This is a genomic window from Sphingomonas sp. Leaf30 (assembly GCF_001422525.1).
Taxonomy (GTDB): Bacteria; Pseudomonadota; Alphaproteobacteria; order Sphingomonadales; family Sphingomonadaceae; genus Sphingomonas; species Sphingomonas aerolata.
Map to the genome: position 1 here is coordinate 301,167 of NZ_LMKZ01000002.1, position 16,686 is coordinate 317,852.

Below are 16,686 nucleotides of genomic sequence, written 5' to 3' on the forward strand. Positions count from 1 at the left end.
ATGACGACGTCCAAGCGTTTCCCGGCATCTGCCGCGCATCACCTTTTCACCCTATCGGCCAGCGGCACCGCGCTTGCCGTGGCGCTCTTCGCTGCGTCGGTCGCCGACGCGCAGGTCGCGACCGATCCCGCCCCGGCCTCCGCCGACAACACCGTGTCGAGCGCACCCTCGACGCCCGCCCCGACCGTCGCGACGCAGGACGCCACCGCGCCGAGCAGCGGCCCCGCAGCCGAGTCGAGCGACGACATCGTCGTCACCGGGTTCCGCGCCAGCCTGCGCTCGTCGATCGCGGTCAAGCGCAACCTCGACGTCGTCGCCGAGATCGTCTCGGCCGAGGATATCGGCCGCTTGCCCGACGTCTCGATCGCCGAGTCGCTCGCCCGCCTGCCCGGCGTCACCTCGCAGCGTACCGGCGGCCAGGCGTCGGCGATCAACATCCGCGGGCTCAGCCAGGATCTCGTCTCCGCCACGCTCAACGGCCGTGAACAGGTCGCGACCTCGGGCAACCGCGTCATCGAATTCGACCAGTATCCGTCCGAACTCATCAACCAGGCCGCGGTCTACAAAAGCCCCAAGGCCTCGCAGATCGAGGGCGGCGTCGCCGGCAAGGTCGAGCTCAGCACCGCGCGCCCGCTCAGCATTCCCGGCAAGACGCTCGTCAGCGTCAACGTCCGCGGCGTCTATAATGACCGCGCCGGCCAGAACCCCGACGCCAGCGAATTCGGCTATCGCGGCAGCGCCTCGATCCAGACCAAGCTGCTCGACGACACGCTCGGCCTCGCGGTCGGCTATGCCCGGCTGAAGCAGGCGAACGTCGCGACGCGCTTCGTCGGCTATGACTACACCGCGACCGGCCAGAACGGCAGCCCGGCGATCCGCGACCTCGACGGCAACGGCCGCGCCGACGCGATCGGCTATGGCTTCGAGGCGGTCCAGTCGGGCGGCAACGAGACCCGCGACGGCGTCCTCGGCAGCGTCCAGTATGAGCCGACCGACACGTTCCACGTCCTGCTCGACGGCTATTATTCGCGCTTCAAGTCGGACGTGTTCCGCCGCGGCATCCGCGTCGAGAACCTGCAGCAGACCAGCAGCAACCTGACCGACCCGACCGTCATCGGCAACACGATCGTCGGCGGCAACGCCTCGGGCATCCGCACCCGCACGATCCAGCAGAACGAGAACCGCCTCGACAAGCTCTACACCTTTGGCGGCAACGTCCAGAAGGACATCGGCCAGCTCACGCTGACCGCCGACGGCTCCTATTCGCGCGCGTCGAGCTTCTTTAACAATTCGGGTCTCGACGACAACGGCAACACGACCGCGACGCCGACGACGCTCAGCTACAAGCTCGATGGTCTGAACGTCGGCTCGTTCTCGACCAACGCCAACTACACCGATCCCGCCGCGAACGCGTTCGAGGGCTTCTATATCGTCCCGCAGAAGGACACCGACCGCCTCTATGCGTTCGCGGGCAGCGCGCTGCTCAAGATTGACGGTCCGTTCCTCAAGTCGTTCGAGGTCGGCGGCCGTTATGGCAACCGCAAGGCGGAGCGGACGATCACCAGCTTCAACGCGTTCAGCTTCGCTGCACCCGTCACGCTGACCAGCGCCAATTCGACGACCGCAGGCTTCAAGGGCAAGTTCTCATCCTTCCCCGACTTCATCGTCGCCGATATCGGCAGCATCTTCGACTCGCAGCTCGGGCCCGACCGCGTCGTCGACCAGACCCAGGCGTTCACGCAGGACCAGAGCTTCACGATCGACGAGAAGACCTATGCCGGCTACGGCCAGCTCAACTTCGACACGATCGCCGGCTCGCTGCCGTTCAAGGGCAATATCGGCCTGCGCGTCGTCCACACCGACCAGAGCTCGTCCTCGACGATCTCGGACGGCGGCACCGGTCGCTACCTCAACACCCGCGGTCGCAAGTTCACCGACTGGCTGCCCCAGGCGAACTTCATCCTCGGCCTGACCGAGAACGACCAGGCCCGCCTGTCGCTCTCGCGCCAGATCTCGCGTCCGCGCTTCTTCGACTTCCGCAACTCGATCAGCACCAACCTGGTCAGCATCGGCGGCACCGCGGCGCGGCTCGACGGGTCGGGCGGCAACCCCGCGCTCCAGCCGTTCCGCGCCAACCAGTTCGACGCCACCTATGAGCATTATTTCGGCAACAGCGGCTCGCTCGTTCTCGGCGCCTTCTACAAGGACGTCCGCAGCTTCGTGATCGGCGGCGTCATCCCGAACTACGACTTCGCGGCGAACGGCATCAGCACCCCGCCGCTCGCCGGGACCGGCTTCACCAGCGTCGTCACGACCGGCAACCTGTTCGCACCGATCAACGGCAATGGCGGCTATGTCTATGGTTTCGAAGGCGCCATCACCAAGACATTCGACTTCCTGCCGGCGCCATTCGACGGCCTCGGCGCGGTGCTCAACATCTCGTACAACCAGTCCGACGTCAGCATCACCAACGCGATCAGCGGCAACACGCTCTCGCTGTCGCTGCCCGGCCTGTCGAAGATCGTCTCCAACCCGACGCTCTTCTACGAGAAGAACGGCTTCCAGACGCGCGTCTCGATGCGCTACCGCTCGAAGTTCGTCGCACCGCAGTTCGGCCTCAGCGAGCAGATCGTGACCAATGCCGCAGAGACCGTGTTCGACGCGCAGATGAGCTATGAATTCCCGCAGGGCAGCCCGCTCGCCGGGATGACGCTGCTCGCGCAGGCGAACAACCTGACCGACCAGCCGACCCGCTCCTATTTCGGCCAGACCGCACAGACGGGCACGCTGCAATATTTCGGGCGCCAGTTCTATCTGGGTGCAAGCTTCCGCTTCTAAGTGCCTGCAATACCGCCGTCCGCCCGGGGTCATCCCGGCGGACGGCGACCCGGCGCCGGTGGCGCCGTCACCGATTCCGGTGCGAAAAGGACATTCGATGATCAAGAGCGTCGCCACCATTCTGGCAGGGTTGCTCGCGCTCTCGCCCGCCATCGCAGACCCCGGCCCTGCACCGAAGCCAGCACTCGCCACCGACTATCGCGCGCGGCTGCCGCAGGACGAGGTCATCTATTTCGTCCTCCCCGACCGGTTCGAGAATGCCGATCCCGCCAACGACCGCGGCGGCCTCACCGGCGATCGCCGCGTCACCGGCTTCGACCCGACCGCCAAGGGCTTCTACCATGGCGGCGACCTCAAGGGCCTGACCAAGCGCCTCGGCTATCTCCAGCAGCTCGGCGCGACCGCGATCTGGCTCGGCCCGATCTTCAAGAACAAACCCGTCCAGGGCGCGCCGGGCAAGGAATCCGCTGGCTATCACGGCTACTGGATCACCGACTTCACGCAGGTCGATCCGCATCTCGGCACCAATGCCGACATGACCGCGCTCGTCACCGCGGCGCATGCGCGCGGGATGAAGGTCTATATGGACATCATCATCAACCACACCGCCGACGTGATCCAGTACCGCGAATGCACCGAGGGCACCCCCTGCGCCTATCGCGACCGCGCGAACTATCCCTATCAGCGCAAGCTCGGCCTGCGCGGCAAGCCGATCAATCCCGGTTTCGCGGGCGACGCCGTCCGCACGCCTGAAAACTTCGCGCGGCTGACCGACCCCGGCTTCGCCTACACGCCCTATGTCCCCGCCAAGGAGCGGACCGTGAAGGTCCCCGCCTGGCTCAACGACCCGATCTATTACCATAACCGCGGCGACTCGACCTTCACCGACGAGAGCTCGACGATGGGCGACTTCTCCGGCCTCGACGATCTCGCGACCGAGAACCCCCGCGTCGTGTCGGGGATGATCGACATCTTCGGCAGCTGGATCGACCGGTTCAAGGTCGACGGCTTCCGCATCGACACCGCGCGCCACGTGAACCCCGAATTCTGGCAGGCCTTCACGCCCGCAATGCTTGACCGCGCCAGGGCGAACGGCATCCCCAATTTCCACATCTTCGGCGAGGTCGCCTATGGGACGATGGATCCGGGCTATCTCGCGCGCTTCACCCGTGTCGACAAGCTGCCCGCGGTGCTCGACTTCGGCTTCCGCTGGGGCGTGACCGACGTCGTCGCGGGCAACAAGGGCACCAACGAACTCGCCGCCTTGTTCGACGGCGATGCGCTCTACGAACAAGGCGCGGACACCGCGATGATCCTGCCGACCTTCCTCGGCAATCACGACCAGGGCCGCTTCGCGCGCGACGTCCGCCGCCTCAACCCGAATGCGAGCGAGGCCGAGGTGCTCGCACGCGTCAAGCTCGGCCATGCGATGCTGCTGACGATGCGCGGCGTGCCGACCATCTATTCGGGCGACGAGCAGGGCTTTGCCGGCGACGGCGACGACCAGGACGCGCGCGCGGACATGTTCGCCTCGAAGGTCGCGGTCTATAACGACAACCGCCTCGTCGGCACCGACGCGACCACCGCGACCGCCAGTTTCGGCACGACCCACCCGCTGTTCCGCCAGATCGCCGCGCTCGCGCGGCTCCGCGTCGCGCACCCGGCGCTTACCCGTGGCCGCACGCTCGTCCGCGCGCGCGGCGATACGCCCGGCCTGTTCGCGGTCTCGCGCTTCGATCCCGTGACCGGCGCCGAGATGCTCCTTGCGTACAACACCAGCGCAAAGCCGCTGACCAGCGCGATCCAGGTCGAGACTCGCTCGACCCGCTTCGATACGCTCGCCGGCGCTTGCGCCGCGCGCGCGACCGCCCCCGGCAGCGTCACGCTGACCATCCCCGCCTTTGGCTATGCGGTCTGCGCCGCGGAGACCCGCTGATGCCCGACGATACGAGCCTGCCCGTGCACCGACCCTGGTGGAAGGGCGCGGTCATCTACCAGATCTATCCGCGCAGCTTTGCGGATTCGAACGGCGACGGCATCGGCGACCTGCCCGGCATCACCCGCCATCTCGACTATGTCGCGAGCCTTGGCGTCGATGCGGTCTGGCTCTCGCCCTTCTTCACGTCGCCGATGAAGGACTTCGGCTATGACGTTGCGAACTACCGCGATGTCGACCCGATCTTCGGCACGCTCGCCGATTTCGACACGCTGATCGCGCGCGCCCACGCGCTCGGGCTGAAGATCATCATCGACCAGGTCTACAGCCACACCTCGGACGAGCATCCCTGGTTCGTCGAGAGCCGTTCGTCGCGCACCAACCCCAAGGCCAACTGGTATGTCTGGGCCGACGCCAAGCCCGATGGCAGCCCGCCGTCCAACTGGCAGTCGGTCTTTGGCGGCCCCGCCTGGACCTGGGACGCGCGGCGTCGCCAATATTATCTGCACAATTTCCTGAAGGAGCAGCCCCAGCTCCACCTCCACGACGCGGACGTGCAGGACGAGATCGTCGACACCGCCAAATTCTGGCTCGACCGCGGCGTTGACGGCTTCCGGCTCGACGCGATCAACTTCGCGATGCACGACCCCGCGCTGACCGACAATCCGCCGGTCACCGACAACAGCCTGAAGACGCGCCCCTTCGACTTTCAGGCGCATGTCCATAACCAGAGCCATCCCGACATCCCCGCCTTTCTCGAACGACTACGGCGGCTGATCGACGGCTATGGCGACCGCTTCACCGTGGCCGAGGTCGGCGGCGCGGACAGCGACCGCGAGATGAAGCTGTTCACCCGCGGCCAGACCCGGCTCAACAGCGCCTATGGCTTCGACTTCCTCTACGCGTCGGACCTCCGCCCCAGCACCGTCGCCGACGCGATCACGCTCTGGCCGTCGGACGCGGAGATGGGCTGGCCGAGCTGGGCGTTCGAGAATCACGACGCCCCCCGCGCCGTCTCGCGCTGGATCGGCCCGGATGACCGCGACGCCTTCGCGCGGATGAAGATCGCGCTGCTCGTCTGCCTGCGCGGCAACATCTTCCTCTATTATGGCGAGGAACTGGGCCTGACCCAGGTCGAGGTGCCGTTCGACCAGCTCCAGGATCCCGAGGCGATCGCCAACTGGCCGCTGACGCTGTCGCGCGACGGCGCCCGCACGCCGATGCCGTGGCGGGCCGATGCGCCGCATGCGGGCTTTACCGATGCGTCGCCGTGGCTCCCGGTCGGTAACGACCATCCCGAGCTCGCGGTCGACCGGCAGGAGGGCGATCCCGACTCGCTCCTCGCGCTGACCCGCCGCCTGCTCGCGCTGCGCCGCGCGATCCCCGCGCTCGCGATCGGCGATCTGATCCTGACCGAGGTCACCGACACGCTGCTCGCCTTCGAACGCCGTGACGGCGACCAGATCCTGCTCTGCGTCTTCAACATGGCCGCGACACCCGTCGCGTGGAGCCCCGCTACCCCCGAACACTGGCGCGTCCGCGACAGCATCAACGACGCAACCATAGGACGACTGGGCGGCTATGCCGCGCTGATCGTCGAAAGGACCGGATCATGAATACCCTCTCGCTCACGCTGGCGACCCTGCTCGCGACCACCGCACCCGCGATCGCGCAGGATCAGGCCGCCCCCGCCGCCACCACCCCGGCCGTCACGACGAACGAGACGATCAAGCCGCAGCCCGTCCCGACGATCCCCTCGGCGATCGCGACCTCGCCCGACGGCAGCATCGCGGTCACCGTCGCGACCGACGGTGAAGGCCATGCGACCTACAGCGTCACGCGCAAGGGCACGCTGATCGTCAAGCCGTCGCGGCTCGGCTTCCTCTTCACCGATGCCCCCAAGTTCGACCGGCATCTGAAGATCGAGACCGTCACCCGCGACAAGGCGGACTCGACCTGGACCCAGCCCTGGGGCGAGTGGAAGACGATCCGCGACAACCACACCGAGATGCGCGTCCGCCTGCGCGAGACCGACCGGCTGCAGCGCGCGATCGACGTCGTCTTCCGGCTTCAGGACGACGGCATCGGCTTCCGCTACGTCTTCCCCGACCAGCCCAATTTCAAGACGATCAACATCGCCGAGGAGCTGACGCAGTTCGCCTTTGCCGAGGACGCGACCGCCTGGTGGAAGCCCGGCTTCGAATGGAATCGCGAGGAATATCTCTACAACCGCACGCCGCTCGCCGATGTCGGCACCGCCGCGACGCCGATCACGCTGAAGCTCGCGGGCGGCACGCATGTCGCGCTGCACGAGGCGGCGCTCATCGACTATGCCGGCATGAACGTCGCCAAGGTCGAGGGCAACACGCTGAAGGCGGTGCTGACGCCCGGCGCCGGCGCGCCCAAGGTCACGCGGACCGGCCCGTTCGCGACGCCGTGGCGCACGCTGATCCTCTCGGACGACGCACCCGGCCTCTACATGAGCCATATCGAGCTCAATCTGAACGAGCCGAACAAGCTGGGCGACGTCAGCTGGGTCAAGCCCGGCAAGTTCGTCGGCGTCTGGTGGAACATGATCACCGGCAAGTGGAGCTGGGCGACCGGCCCCAATCACGGCGCCACGACCGCGCATGTGAAGACCTATATCGACTTCGCCAGCGCCAACAAAATCCCCGGCGTCCTCGTCGAGGGCTGGAATGTCGGCTGGGACGGCGACTGGTTCGGCGACGGCACCGCGATGCAGTTCGACACGCCGACTCCCGATTTCGATGCCGGCTATCTCGCCAAATACGCGAAGTCGAAGAGCGTCTACCTGATCGGCCATAACGAGACCGGCGGCTCGGCCAGCCATTATGACGGCCAGCTCGACCGCGCCTTCGCCTTTGCACGCGATCACGGCATCCCCGCGATCAAGACCGGCTATGTCACCGACGCCGGCCAGATCGAGCGCGTCGATCCCGACGGGTCGCAGCACCGCGAATGGCATGAGGGCCAGTGGATGGTGAACCACTATACCCGCGTCGTCACCACCGCCGCCAAGTACAAGGTGTCGATCGACAGCCACGAGCCCGTCAAGGACACCGGCCTGCGCCGCACCTATCCCAACTGGATCGCGCGCGAGGGGTCGCGCGGCATGGAATATAACAGCTGGGCCGGCAAGAACCCGCCCGAGCACGAGGCGAACCTCGCCTTCACGCGGATGCTCGAGGGGCCGATGGACTTCACCCCCGGCGTGCTCAGCCTCAAGGGCACCGACGACAGCGATCTCCTGTCGACCATCGCCAAGCAGCTCGCACTTTACGTCGTGCTCTATTCGCCCGTCGTGATGGCCGCGGACACGCCCGAGAACTACGCGAAATACCCCGCCGCGTTCCAGTTCATCAAGGACGTGCCGACCGACTGGTCCGACACCCGCGTGCTCAACGGCGAGGTCGGCGATTTCGTCACCTTCGCACGCAAGGACCGCAAGTCGAACGACTGGTATGTCGGCAGCGTCACCGACGAGAATGCCCGGACGCTCATCGTCACGCTCGACTTCCTCGACGCCGGCCGGACCTACACCGCGCAGATCTACCGCGACGGCCCCGGCGCGGACTACAAGACGACCGCACGCCACGCGATCACGATCGAGACCAAGCGCGTCCGCAAGGGCGACACGCTGACGCTCGCGCTCGCGCCCGGCGGCGGTCAGGCGATCCGCTTCAAGGCACGCTGAGCCGACAGGACCGGCGCTGCCGTATCGCAGCGCCGGTCCGCTCACACGTCAGCGCCGCGGTGGCGCCAGCGGCCCGCCGATCTCGATCGCCTTCTGATAGCCCGGCACCGCCTTCAGCCGCTCGAAATACGCGCTCACCACCGGCTGGTCTTTCAGCAGCCCCGCGCTCTCCGCGGTCGCGAGCAGGTACGACATCTGGATATCCGCCAGCGTCAGCTTGGCCCCCATCAGATACGGCCCCTCGCCGACCCCCTCGGCGATATAGGCGAACGTCTTGGCGACCTCGGGCTCGGAAAATTTGCCGAGCCCCTCGGGCAGCCCGCCCATCATCTTGCCGATCACCGTCATCATGATCGGGAACGCCGCCGAACTCTCGACATAGTGCAGCCATTCGTCATGGATCGCAGCCTCGGGTGTGCCTTCGGGCGGGCTGAGCCGCGCACCGCCGTACTTGCGATCGAGATAGGAGAGGATCGACGCGCTCTCGGCGAGGGTCAGGTCGTCGTCCTGCACGATCGGCGCCTTGCCCAGCGGATGTACCGCCTTCAGCGACGCGGGCGCACGAAAGCTCGCATCGCGCTCGTACCGGACCAGCTCATAGGGCAGCTGCAATTCCTCCAGCAGCCACAAGATGCGGAAAGATCGGGAGAAATTCAGGTGATGGACGGTCAGCATGGCGGGTCCTCGGATCGTGGTGATTATCGGATCGGCATGCGGAACGGGTCAGGCGGTTGGAAGGTTTCGCTGCCATGACCGGAATACTCCGGAGACGGAGTCGATCATGCCGAACACCAGCCCCGAGTTAACCTGCGACGTCGCGATCATCGGCGCGGGCACCGCCGGTCTCGCGGCCGAGCGCAACGCACGGCGCAACGGCGCGCGCACGCTGCTGATCGACGAGACCTTCTCGGGCACCACCTGCGCCAGCGTCGGCTGCATGCCCTCAAAGTTGCTGATCGCCGCTGCCCACGCCGCGCACGCGGTCCGCCAGGCATCGGTCTTCGGCATCGCCGCCGAGCCGAAGATCGACGGGGCCGCGGTGATGGCGCGCGTCCAGCGCGAACGCGACGCGTTCGTCGCGGGCGTCTGCGACTCGCTCGACAAGCTCCCCGACGGCGTGAAGGTCCAGGCCCGCGCGCACTTCATCGACGCGACCACGCTCCGGCTCGACGACGGCCGCACCGTGACCGCCAAGGCAATCGTGATCGCGACCGGCTCCTACCCGAACATCCCCGACACGTTCGACGCGGTCCGCGACCGCGTGCTGACCAACGAGACGATCTTCGAACTGCCGACCCTGCCCGGCTCGGTCGGCGTGATCGGCGCCGGCCCGATCGGCCTCGAACTCGCCCAAGCGCTCGTCCGGCTCGGCGTCGAGACAATGGTGTTCGACCAGTCGCCCGGCCTCGCCGCGCTCAAGGACGAGAAGGTCTCGGCGGTGCTGCACGCTATCCTCGACAAGGAACTGCCGATCCACCTCGAAATGGAGCTGAAGGCGGAACCCGACAGCGGCGGCGTCCGCCTGTCCTGGTCGGGCGAGCAATCGGGATCCCGCCGCTTCGACTATCTGCTCGTCGCGACCGGCCGGCCGCCGCGGCTCAAGGGCCTCGGGCTAGAGACCACCGGGATCACGCTCGACGATCACGGCACGCCGGTCTTCGACAGGACGACGATGCAGTGCGGCGATGCGCCGATCTTTATCGCGGGCGACGCGGATCACGACCGCACCGTGCTCGGCGAGGCGTCTGCCGAGGGGATGATCGCTGGCCGCAACGCCGCGCAGTTCCCCGACGTCACCCCGGGCCCGCGGATGGTCCCGCTCGCGATCATGTTCACCGACCCGACCGTCGCGGTGATCGGCGACATCACCCCCGACGAGCAGGACGGCATCGTCATCGGCGAAGCCTCCTACGAGGATCAGGGTCGCGCCAAGGTCATGGCGCGCAACGCCGGCCTGATCCGCTTCTATGCGGAGGCGGGCACCGGCCGGCTCACCGGCGCGACGATGGCCGCCCCCGGGGTCGAGCACAGCGCGCACCTGATCGCCTGGGCGATCCAGCAGGGCCGCACCGCGACCGACCTGCTCGACATGCCCTTTTATCACCCGACGCTCGAGGAAGGGCTCAAACCCGCACTCCGCGCGATCTGCAAGGCGGTCAGCGCGCCCGTGCCCGCCGACCGCGACGACGGCTTCACCGCAGGCGCCTGAGCCTCAGTCGTCGAGGTCGAGATAGGCGACGACGTCGTTCTCGGTCGCGATATACAGCCCCGCCTGGACCTCCTCGCTCTGCTGCGCGGCAATCGCCAGCGCCTCGCCGAGCGGGCCGTAGAACAAGGTCGTCGCCGCCCCGCCCTCGAGCGCATCGTCGAGATGGTAGAGACGAACGCCGACGGCGGAGGAGATGGTACGCATCACGCGTCCCTGCCGCGACGCGCCGTGCGGTGCAACCGCTCGCGCGTTACGGGCCGGTCAGGACGCGATCCGCTCGAGCGCCTGCGCCTCGATTTTCTCCAGTTCCTCCAGCGTCTGCGCGATCGCCGCCTGCTGCTGCTGAAGGTCGTCGATCCGCTGGCGACAGCGTTCGGCCAGCGCGCGCATCTGTTCGACATGCTGCGGATCCGCGTCGTACAGGACCAGGAACTCCTCGATGTCGCGCAACGAGAATCCCAGCCGCTTGCCGCGCAGGATCAGCTGCATCCGCGCGACGTCGCGCCGCGTATAGACCCGCGTCGTGCCGATCCGGCACGGCTCGATCAGCCCCTTGTCCTCATAGAAGCGCAGTGTCCGCGCGCTGACCCCCAGCGCCTGCGACACGTCCTGAATCCCGGTAAGATCGTCCTGCCGCTCGTTCACGGTGTCGCTCCCCTCTCCCCCGACGCCGCCCCGGCCGGCATCGCGCGTGCCAGCCTGGCCTCTTCCTCCGCGACAAGTTCCTTTTTGGATAGCTTGCCGATCAACGTCTTGGGCAGAGTGTCGCGGATTTCGACCTCGCGGGGAAGCTCGATCTTGCTGATCTTGTCGCGCAGAAAATCACGCAATTCCACAGGGGTTGCGACCGCACCTTCGACCAGCGTGACGAACGCCTTGGGCGCCTGGCCGCGATAGGCGTCGGCGACCCCGATCACCACCACCTCGGCGACCGCGGGATGCTCGTACAGCGCCTCCTCGATCACCCGCGGATAGACATTGTAGCCGCCGCACAGGATCAGGTCCTTGATCCGGTCGACGATGAACAGATAGCCGTCCGCGTCGAGATGCCCGACGTCGCCGGTGCGCAGCGCCCCGTCCGCGAACAGCGCCGCGCTCGCTTCCGGCTTGTGCCAATATCCTTGCGTAACCTGCGGCCCACGCGCGCAAATCTCGCCATTCTCGCCCACCGGCAGCAGCCGGGTCGGGTCCTCGCGGTCGCGGATCTCGATGATCGTGCCGGGAAAGGGCAGCCCCGCCGATCCCGGCTTGTTCAACCCCTCGATCGGATTGCAGGTGATGATCGGCGACGCTTCCGACAGGCCATAGCCCTCGACCAGCTTCGACCCCGTCGCCGCCTCGAACGCGGTACGGACCTCGGCGGGCAGCGGCGCACCGCCCGAAATGCACGCATGGATCGACGACAGGTCGATCGGCTGCGTCTCCGCCGCCTTGGTGATCGCCGCATAGATGGTCGGCACCGCGGGGAAATAGGTCGGCTTGGTCCGCACGATCGTCTTGAGCAGTTGCTGCAGCTCGAACCGCGGCAACAGGATCATCTTCGCACCCGCGCGGATCGAATAGGTCAGCACCGTCGTCAGCGCGAAGACGTGGAACAGCGGCAGCGCCCCCATCACCCGGTCCTGTTCGGGCGTCTCGCCGCCGACGAACGTCATCATCGCATCCGCGTTCGACACGAGATTGGCATGGCTCAGCATCGCCGCCTTGGGCTCGCCGGTCGTCCCCCCGGTATATTGGAGCACCGCGACCTCGTCCGGCGTCACCGCGACCGGCGCGGGCGCGCCCTTCGCATGCACCAGCGACTCGAAACTGCGATGCCGCGCGTCGTTCGGCGCGCGGGCGATCTCGGCGCGCTTGAAGATGCGGTAGGCGATCGACTTCAGCGTCGGCAGCGCGCCCGCAATCGGGCAGGTGATGACATGCCGCAGCCCCGTCTCGCCCGCGACCTTCAGCACGCGCGCATGGATCTCGGTAATGTCGCAGGTCGCGATGATCTCCGCGCCCGAATCCTTCAGCAGGTGGCACAGCTCGCGCTCGACGTAGAGCGGATTGACGTTGACGACGATCCCGCCCGCCTTCAGCACCGCGAAGAACAGCACCGGATAATAAGGCGTGTTCGGCAGGCACAGCGCGACCCGCGTCCCCTTCACCACGCCCAGATCCTGCAGGCCCCGCGCCGCATGCGTGACCGCGTCGCCGAGCTCGGCATAGGTCATCGTCGACCCGAGGAAATCCAGCACCGTCCGCGACCCGAATCGGCGGACCGCCGTGTCGAGCATGTCGCCCAGCAAACGCGCTTCGCCTTCTAGCGGTACGCCGATCGCACGGCCGTCGGTGTCCAGCATCTCTCTCTCCTTTTCGGCGTGCGCTCTCGACTGATATTGTAGGCCGCATCACCTTGACGTATAGGAGAGGTATCGCACCTTAAGGGTAGCCCGCAAGTCTTAAGCGGACCGATTGCAATTGGAGAGGATCATCGTGACCAACGTCGTCATCGCCGGGTACGCCCGCTCGCCGTTCCACCTTGCCGGCAAGGGCGATCTCGCCCGCGTCCGCCCCGACGATCTCGCCGCGCAGACGATCCGCGGTCTGCTCGACAAGACCGGCGTCGATCCCGCCGCAATCGAGGACATCATCCTCGGCTGCGCCTTCCCCGAGGGCGAGCAGGGCCTGAACGTCGCGCGGATGATCGGCCTGCTCGCCGACCTGCCGCTGTCGGTCGGCGGCATGACGGTCAACCGCTTCTGCGGCTCGTCGATGAGCGCGATCCACATCGCGGTCGGCCAAATCAACATCGGCGCTGGCGACGCGTTCATCTGCGCCGGGCTCGAATCGATGAGCCGCGTGCCGATGGGCGGCTACAACCCGCTCCCCAACCCCGATCTCTTCAAGAAGAACGCCGGCGCGTACATGGGCATGGGTGAGACCGCCGAGAATGTCGCGCGCGATTACCAGATCACGCGCGCCGAGCAGGACGCGTTCGCGGTGAAGAGCCAGGACAAGGCCGCCGCCGCGCGCGCCGATGGCCGCCTCTCCGACGAGATCGTGACGATCCAGACCAAGGCCGGCCCGGTCAGCCAGGACGGTACGATCCGCGCCGGCACGACGACCGAGGCGCTCGCCGGTCTCAAGCCCGCATTCAGCGCAGACGGCTCGGTCACCGCCGGCACCTCCTCGCCGCTGACCGACGGCGCCTCCGCCGTCCTCGTCACCTCGGAAGAGTTCGCGACGAAGCACGGCCTGACCATCCTCGCCCGCATCAAATCGGTCGCGGTCTCGGGTAACGAGCCGTCGACGATGGGCCTCGGCCCGATCTACGCCTCGCAAAAGGCGATGGAGCGCGCCGGCATCACCGTCGCCGACCTCGACGTGGTCGAGATCAATGAGGCGTTCGCCAGCCAGGCGATCGCCTGCATCCGCGACCTTGGGCTCAAGGACGAGACGATCAACCTCGATGGTGGCGCGATCGCGATCGGCCATCCGCTCGGCGCGACCGGCGCGCGCATCGTCGGCAAGGCTGCCGCGCTGCTCGCCCGCGAAGGCGGCCGCTACGCGCTGGCCACTCAGTGCATCGGCGGCGGTCAGGGCATCGCAACGGTGCTGGAGCGCGCATGATGGACAACGCCGTAAAGAAAGTCTGCGTCATCGGCGCAGGCGTCATGGGCGCGGGTATTGCGGCACAGGTCGCCAATGCCGGCATTCCCGTGCTGCTGCTCGATATCGTGCCGCGTGAAGGCGACGATCGCGATGCAGTCGCCAAGGGCGCGGTTGCCAAGATGCTCAAGACCGACCCCGCGCCCTTCATGTCGAAGCGTGCGGCCAAGCTGGTCGAGACGGGCAATATCGACGATCATCTCGACCGCGTCGCCGAATGCGACTGGATCGTCGAGGCGATCGTCGAACGGCTCGACATCAAGCAGGCGCTTTATGCCAAGCTCGAGGCACTGAAGCGTCCCGGCACCGCGGTCTCGTCGAACACCTCGACGATCCCGCTCGGCCATCTCGTCGACGGCCGCTCGGACCAGTTCAAGGCCGACTTCCTCATCACCCACTTCTTCAACCCGCCGCGCTACATGCGGCTGGTCGAGATCGTTCGCGGTGAGCATACCGGCGTCGCGGTCGCGGAGAAGGTCGAGGATTTCGTCGATCGCTTCATGGGCAAGCGCATCGTCCGCGCAAAGGACACGCCCGGCTTCATCGCCAACCGCATCGGCACCTACTGGCTGGCGATCGCGATCAACGCGGCGATGGACCAGGGGCTGACCGTCGAGGAGGCCGACCAGATCGGCGGCCGGCCGATGGGCGTGCCGAAGACCGGGATCTTCGGGCTCGTCGATCTCGTCGGCGTCGACCTGATGCCGCTGCTGTCGAAGAGCCTCTCGTCGACGCTCCCCGCGGGCGATCCCTATTTTGACACCGTCCGCGACATGCCGCTCGTCGACAAGATGATCGCGGAAGGGTTCACTGGCCGCAAGGGCAAGGGCGGCTTCTACCGCTTCGACAAGGCGACGCGCACCAAGCTGTCGCTCGACCTCGCGACCGGCGACTATCGCCCCGAGGCGAAGCCCGCCGAGCTGCCCGGCAAGACCGGCAAGGATCTCGCCGCGCTGATCGCCGAGCCCGGCAAGATCGGCACCTATGCCTGGACGATCCTCGGCAACACGCTGTCCTACGCGGCGATGCTCGTCGGCGAGGCGGCGGACGATATCGTCGCGATCGATGACGCGATGAAGCTCGGGTACAACTGGAAATACGGGCCGTTCGAGCTGATCGACCGGATGGGGCCGGGCCTGCTCGCCCAGCGTCTCGCCGCCGAGGGCCGCGACGTGCCTGCGATCCTGACGACTGCGGGCGACCGTTCCTTCTACCGCGTCGAGAACGGCAACCGCCAGTATCTGACCACCGGCGGTGACTATGTCGACGTGCCACGCGCCGACGGCGTCGAACTGCTCGAGGACATCAAGCTCCGGTCGCAGCCGGTCCTGACCAACGCCTCGGCGTCGCTCTGGGACGTCGGCGACGGTGTCGCCGCGCTCGAATTCCACACCAAGATGAACGCGCTCGACGATCAGGTCATCGCGCTCATCGAGGAAGCGGTCCCTGTCGTGCGCGAGCGCTTCAAGGCGCTGGTCGTTTATAACGAGGGCAGCAACTTCTCGGCCGGCGCCAATCTCGGCGCGGCGATGTTCGCGGTCGGTGCGGGCCTGTGGGACATGGTCGAGGCCAGCGTTGCGCGCGGTCAGCAGGCATACAAGGCGCTCAAATACGCGCCCTTCCCCGTCGTCAGCGCGCCCGCCGGGCTCGCGCTCGGCGGCGGCTGCGAGATGCTGCTCCACTCGGACGCGGTCCAGGCGCATGCCGAGACCTATGCCGGCCTCGTCGAATGTGGCGTCGGGCTGGTGCCCGGCTGGGGCGGCAATGGCGAGATGCTCGATCGCTGGACGAAGTCGCGCACGCTCCCCAACGGGCCGATGCCCGCGCTGACCAAGGTGTTCCAGGCGGTCTCCACCGCGCAGGTCGCCAAGTCGGCGGCGGAGGCGAAGGAGATGATGATCCTGCGCAAGGACGACGGCATCACGATGAACCGTGATCGCCTGCTCGCCGACGCCAAGGCGAAGGCACTGTCGCTGGTCGAGGGCTATGTCGCCCCCGAGCCGCCGACCTTCCGTCTGGCGGGCGCGAGCGGTCGTACCGGTCTGTCGATGGCGGTGTCCGACTTCCACAAGAAGGGCATGGCGACCGACTATGACGTGGTGGTCGCCGACCGTCTCGCCGAGGTGCTGACCGGCGGCGAGGCCGACCTCGTCGACACCGTCACCGAGGCGCAGCTCCTCGACCTCGAACGCGCCGCCTTCATGGCAAGCGTCAGGGACCAGCGCACCCAGGCGCGCGTCGTCCACATGCTGCAGACGGGTAAGCCACTGCGCAACTGAGACAGTTCCCCCGCGCGAGCGGGGGAACACCCGCGCATGACCAATTTTTCACCTG

11 protein-coding genes are annotated in these 16,686 nt (G+C 67.1%); 7 read left to right on the forward strand and 4 right to left on the reverse strand.

All coding sequences use genetic code 11. The annotated features are described in order from the left end of the window. From ASE89_RS08115 to ASE89_RS08130, 4 genes are all read left to right on the forward strand, one after another. Nucleotides 1–2,838: a TonB-dependent receptor gene (locus tag ASE89_RS08115; RefSeq protein ID WP_056675878.1), complete on the forward strand. Its 2,838-nt coding sequence runs from the start codon at nucleotides 1–3 to the stop codon at nucleotides 2,836–2,838. Nucleotides 2,839–2,935: 97 nt separating this feature from the next. Next, on the forward strand, nucleotides 2,936–4,774 hold the full coding sequence (locus ASE89_RS08120) for an alpha-amylase family glycosyl hydrolase (RefSeq protein WP_056675880.1): 1,839 nt from the start codon (nucleotides 2,936–2,938) through the stop codon (nucleotides 4,772–4,774). Next, a complete protein-coding gene (locus ASE89_RS08125; RefSeq protein ID WP_056675883.1) occupies nucleotides 4,774–6,390 on the forward strand; it encodes an alpha-glucosidase in 1,617 nt (538 codons plus the stop codon). Before ASE89_RS08120 ends, ASE89_RS08125 begins: the two co-directional genes overlap by 1 nt. Next, nucleotides 6,387–8,489: a glycoside hydrolase family 97 protein gene (locus tag ASE89_RS08130; protein ID WP_082451338.1), complete on the forward strand. Its 2,103-nt coding sequence runs from the start codon at nucleotides 6,387–6,389 to the stop codon at nucleotides 8,487–8,489. Before ASE89_RS08125 ends, ASE89_RS08130 begins: the two co-directional genes overlap by 4 nt. 48 nt (nucleotides 8,490–8,537) lie before the next feature. On the opposite strand, the gene ASE89_RS08135 is transcribed toward ASE89_RS08130, so the two are convergent. Beyond that, nucleotides 8,538–9,164, reverse strand: coding sequence for a glutathione S-transferase family protein (locus ASE89_RS08135; protein WP_056675886.1), 627 nt, complete (start codon nucleotides 9,162–9,164; stop codon nucleotides 8,538–8,540). 106 nt (nucleotides 9,165–9,270) lie between these two features. On the opposite strand from ASE89_RS08135, the gene ASE89_RS08140 reads away from it, so the two are divergent. Further along, nucleotides 9,271–10,698 (forward strand): dihydrolipoyl dehydrogenase, encoded by a 1,428-nt coding sequence (locus tag ASE89_RS08140; protein ID WP_056675890.1) that lies wholly within the window; start codon nucleotides 9,271–9,273, stop codon nucleotides 10,696–10,698. 3 nt (nucleotides 10,699–10,701) lie between these two features. On the opposite strand, the gene ASE89_RS08145 is transcribed toward ASE89_RS08140, so the two are convergent. From ASE89_RS08145 to ASE89_RS08155, 3 genes are read right to left on the reverse strand one after another with little or no spacing between them, the layout of a single operon-like run. Continuing rightward, nucleotides 10,702–10,902 carry a hypothetical protein gene (locus ASE89_RS08145; RefSeq protein WP_056675893.1) on the reverse strand — a complete coding sequence of 67 codons (201 nt, stop codon included), beginning with the start codon at nucleotides 10,900–10,902 and terminating at the stop codon, nucleotides 10,702–10,704. 57 nt (nucleotides 10,903–10,959) lie between these two features. Next, the gene (locus tag ASE89_RS08150) at nucleotides 10,960–11,343 is read right to left on the reverse strand and encodes a MerR family transcriptional regulator (protein WP_031440676.1); all 384 of its coding nucleotides are present in this window, start codon (nucleotides 11,341–11,343) and stop codon (nucleotides 10,960–10,962) included. Continuing rightward, on the reverse strand, nucleotides 11,340–13,043 hold the full coding sequence (locus tag ASE89_RS08155) for a long-chain-fatty-acid--CoA ligase (RefSeq protein ID WP_056675895.1): 1,704 nt from the start codon (nucleotides 13,041–13,043) through the stop codon (nucleotides 11,340–11,342). Before ASE89_RS08155 ends, ASE89_RS08150 begins: the two co-directional genes overlap by 4 nt. Nucleotides 13,044–13,176: 133 nt before the next feature. On the opposite strand from ASE89_RS08155, the gene ASE89_RS08160 reads away from it, so the two are divergent. Both ASE89_RS08160 and ASE89_RS08165 read left to right on the forward strand, forming a co-directional pair. Continuing rightward, nucleotides 13,177–14,313, forward strand: coding sequence for a thiolase family protein (locus ASE89_RS08160; RefSeq protein WP_031395136.1), 1,137 nt, complete (start codon nucleotides 13,177–13,179; stop codon nucleotides 14,311–14,313). Further along, entirely contained in the window at nucleotides 14,313–16,631 is a 2,319-nt protein-coding gene (locus tag ASE89_RS08165; RefSeq protein ID WP_056675897.1) for a 3-hydroxyacyl-CoA dehydrogenase/enoyl-CoA hydratase family protein, read from the forward strand. Before ASE89_RS08160 ends, ASE89_RS08165 begins: the two co-directional genes overlap by 1 nt. Nucleotides 16,632–16,686: the final 55 nt, after the last annotated feature.

Excerpts from the sequence above, each read along its gene's own strand:
- ASE89_RS08115 (WP_056675878.1), top strand. The coding sequence starts at position 1 with ATGACGACGTCCAAGCGTTTCCCGGCATCTGCCGCGCATCACCTTTTC.
- ASE89_RS08135 (WP_056675886.1), bottom strand. The coding sequence starts at position 9,164 with ATGCTGACCGTCCATCACCTGAATTTCTCCCGATCTTTCCGCATCTTG.
- ASE89_RS08155 (WP_056675895.1), bottom strand. The coding sequence starts at position 13,043 with ATGCTGGACACCGACGGCCGTGCGATCGGCGTACCGCTAGAAGGCGAA.
- ASE89_RS08125 (WP_056675883.1), top strand. The coding sequence starts at position 4,774 with ATGCCCGACGATACGAGCCTGCCCGTGCACCGACCCTGGTGGAAGGGC.
- ASE89_RS08130 (WP_082451338.1), top strand. The coding sequence starts at position 6,387 with ATGAATACCCTCTCGCTCACGCTGGCGACCCTGCTCGCGACCACCGCA.
- ASE89_RS08140 (WP_056675890.1), top strand. The coding sequence starts at position 9,271 with ATGCCGAACACCAGCCCCGAGTTAACCTGCGACGTCGCGATCATCGGC.
- ASE89_RS08120 (WP_056675880.1), top strand. The coding sequence starts at position 2,936 with ATGATCAAGAGCGTCGCCACCATTCTGGCAGGGTTGCTCGCGCTCTCG.
- ASE89_RS08145 (WP_056675893.1), bottom strand. The coding sequence starts at position 10,902 with ATGCGTACCATCTCCTCCGCCGTCGGCGTTCGTCTCTACCATCTCGAC.
- ASE89_RS08165 (WP_056675897.1), top strand. The coding sequence starts at position 14,313 with ATGGACAACGCCGTAAAGAAAGTCTGCGTCATCGGCGCAGGCGTCATG.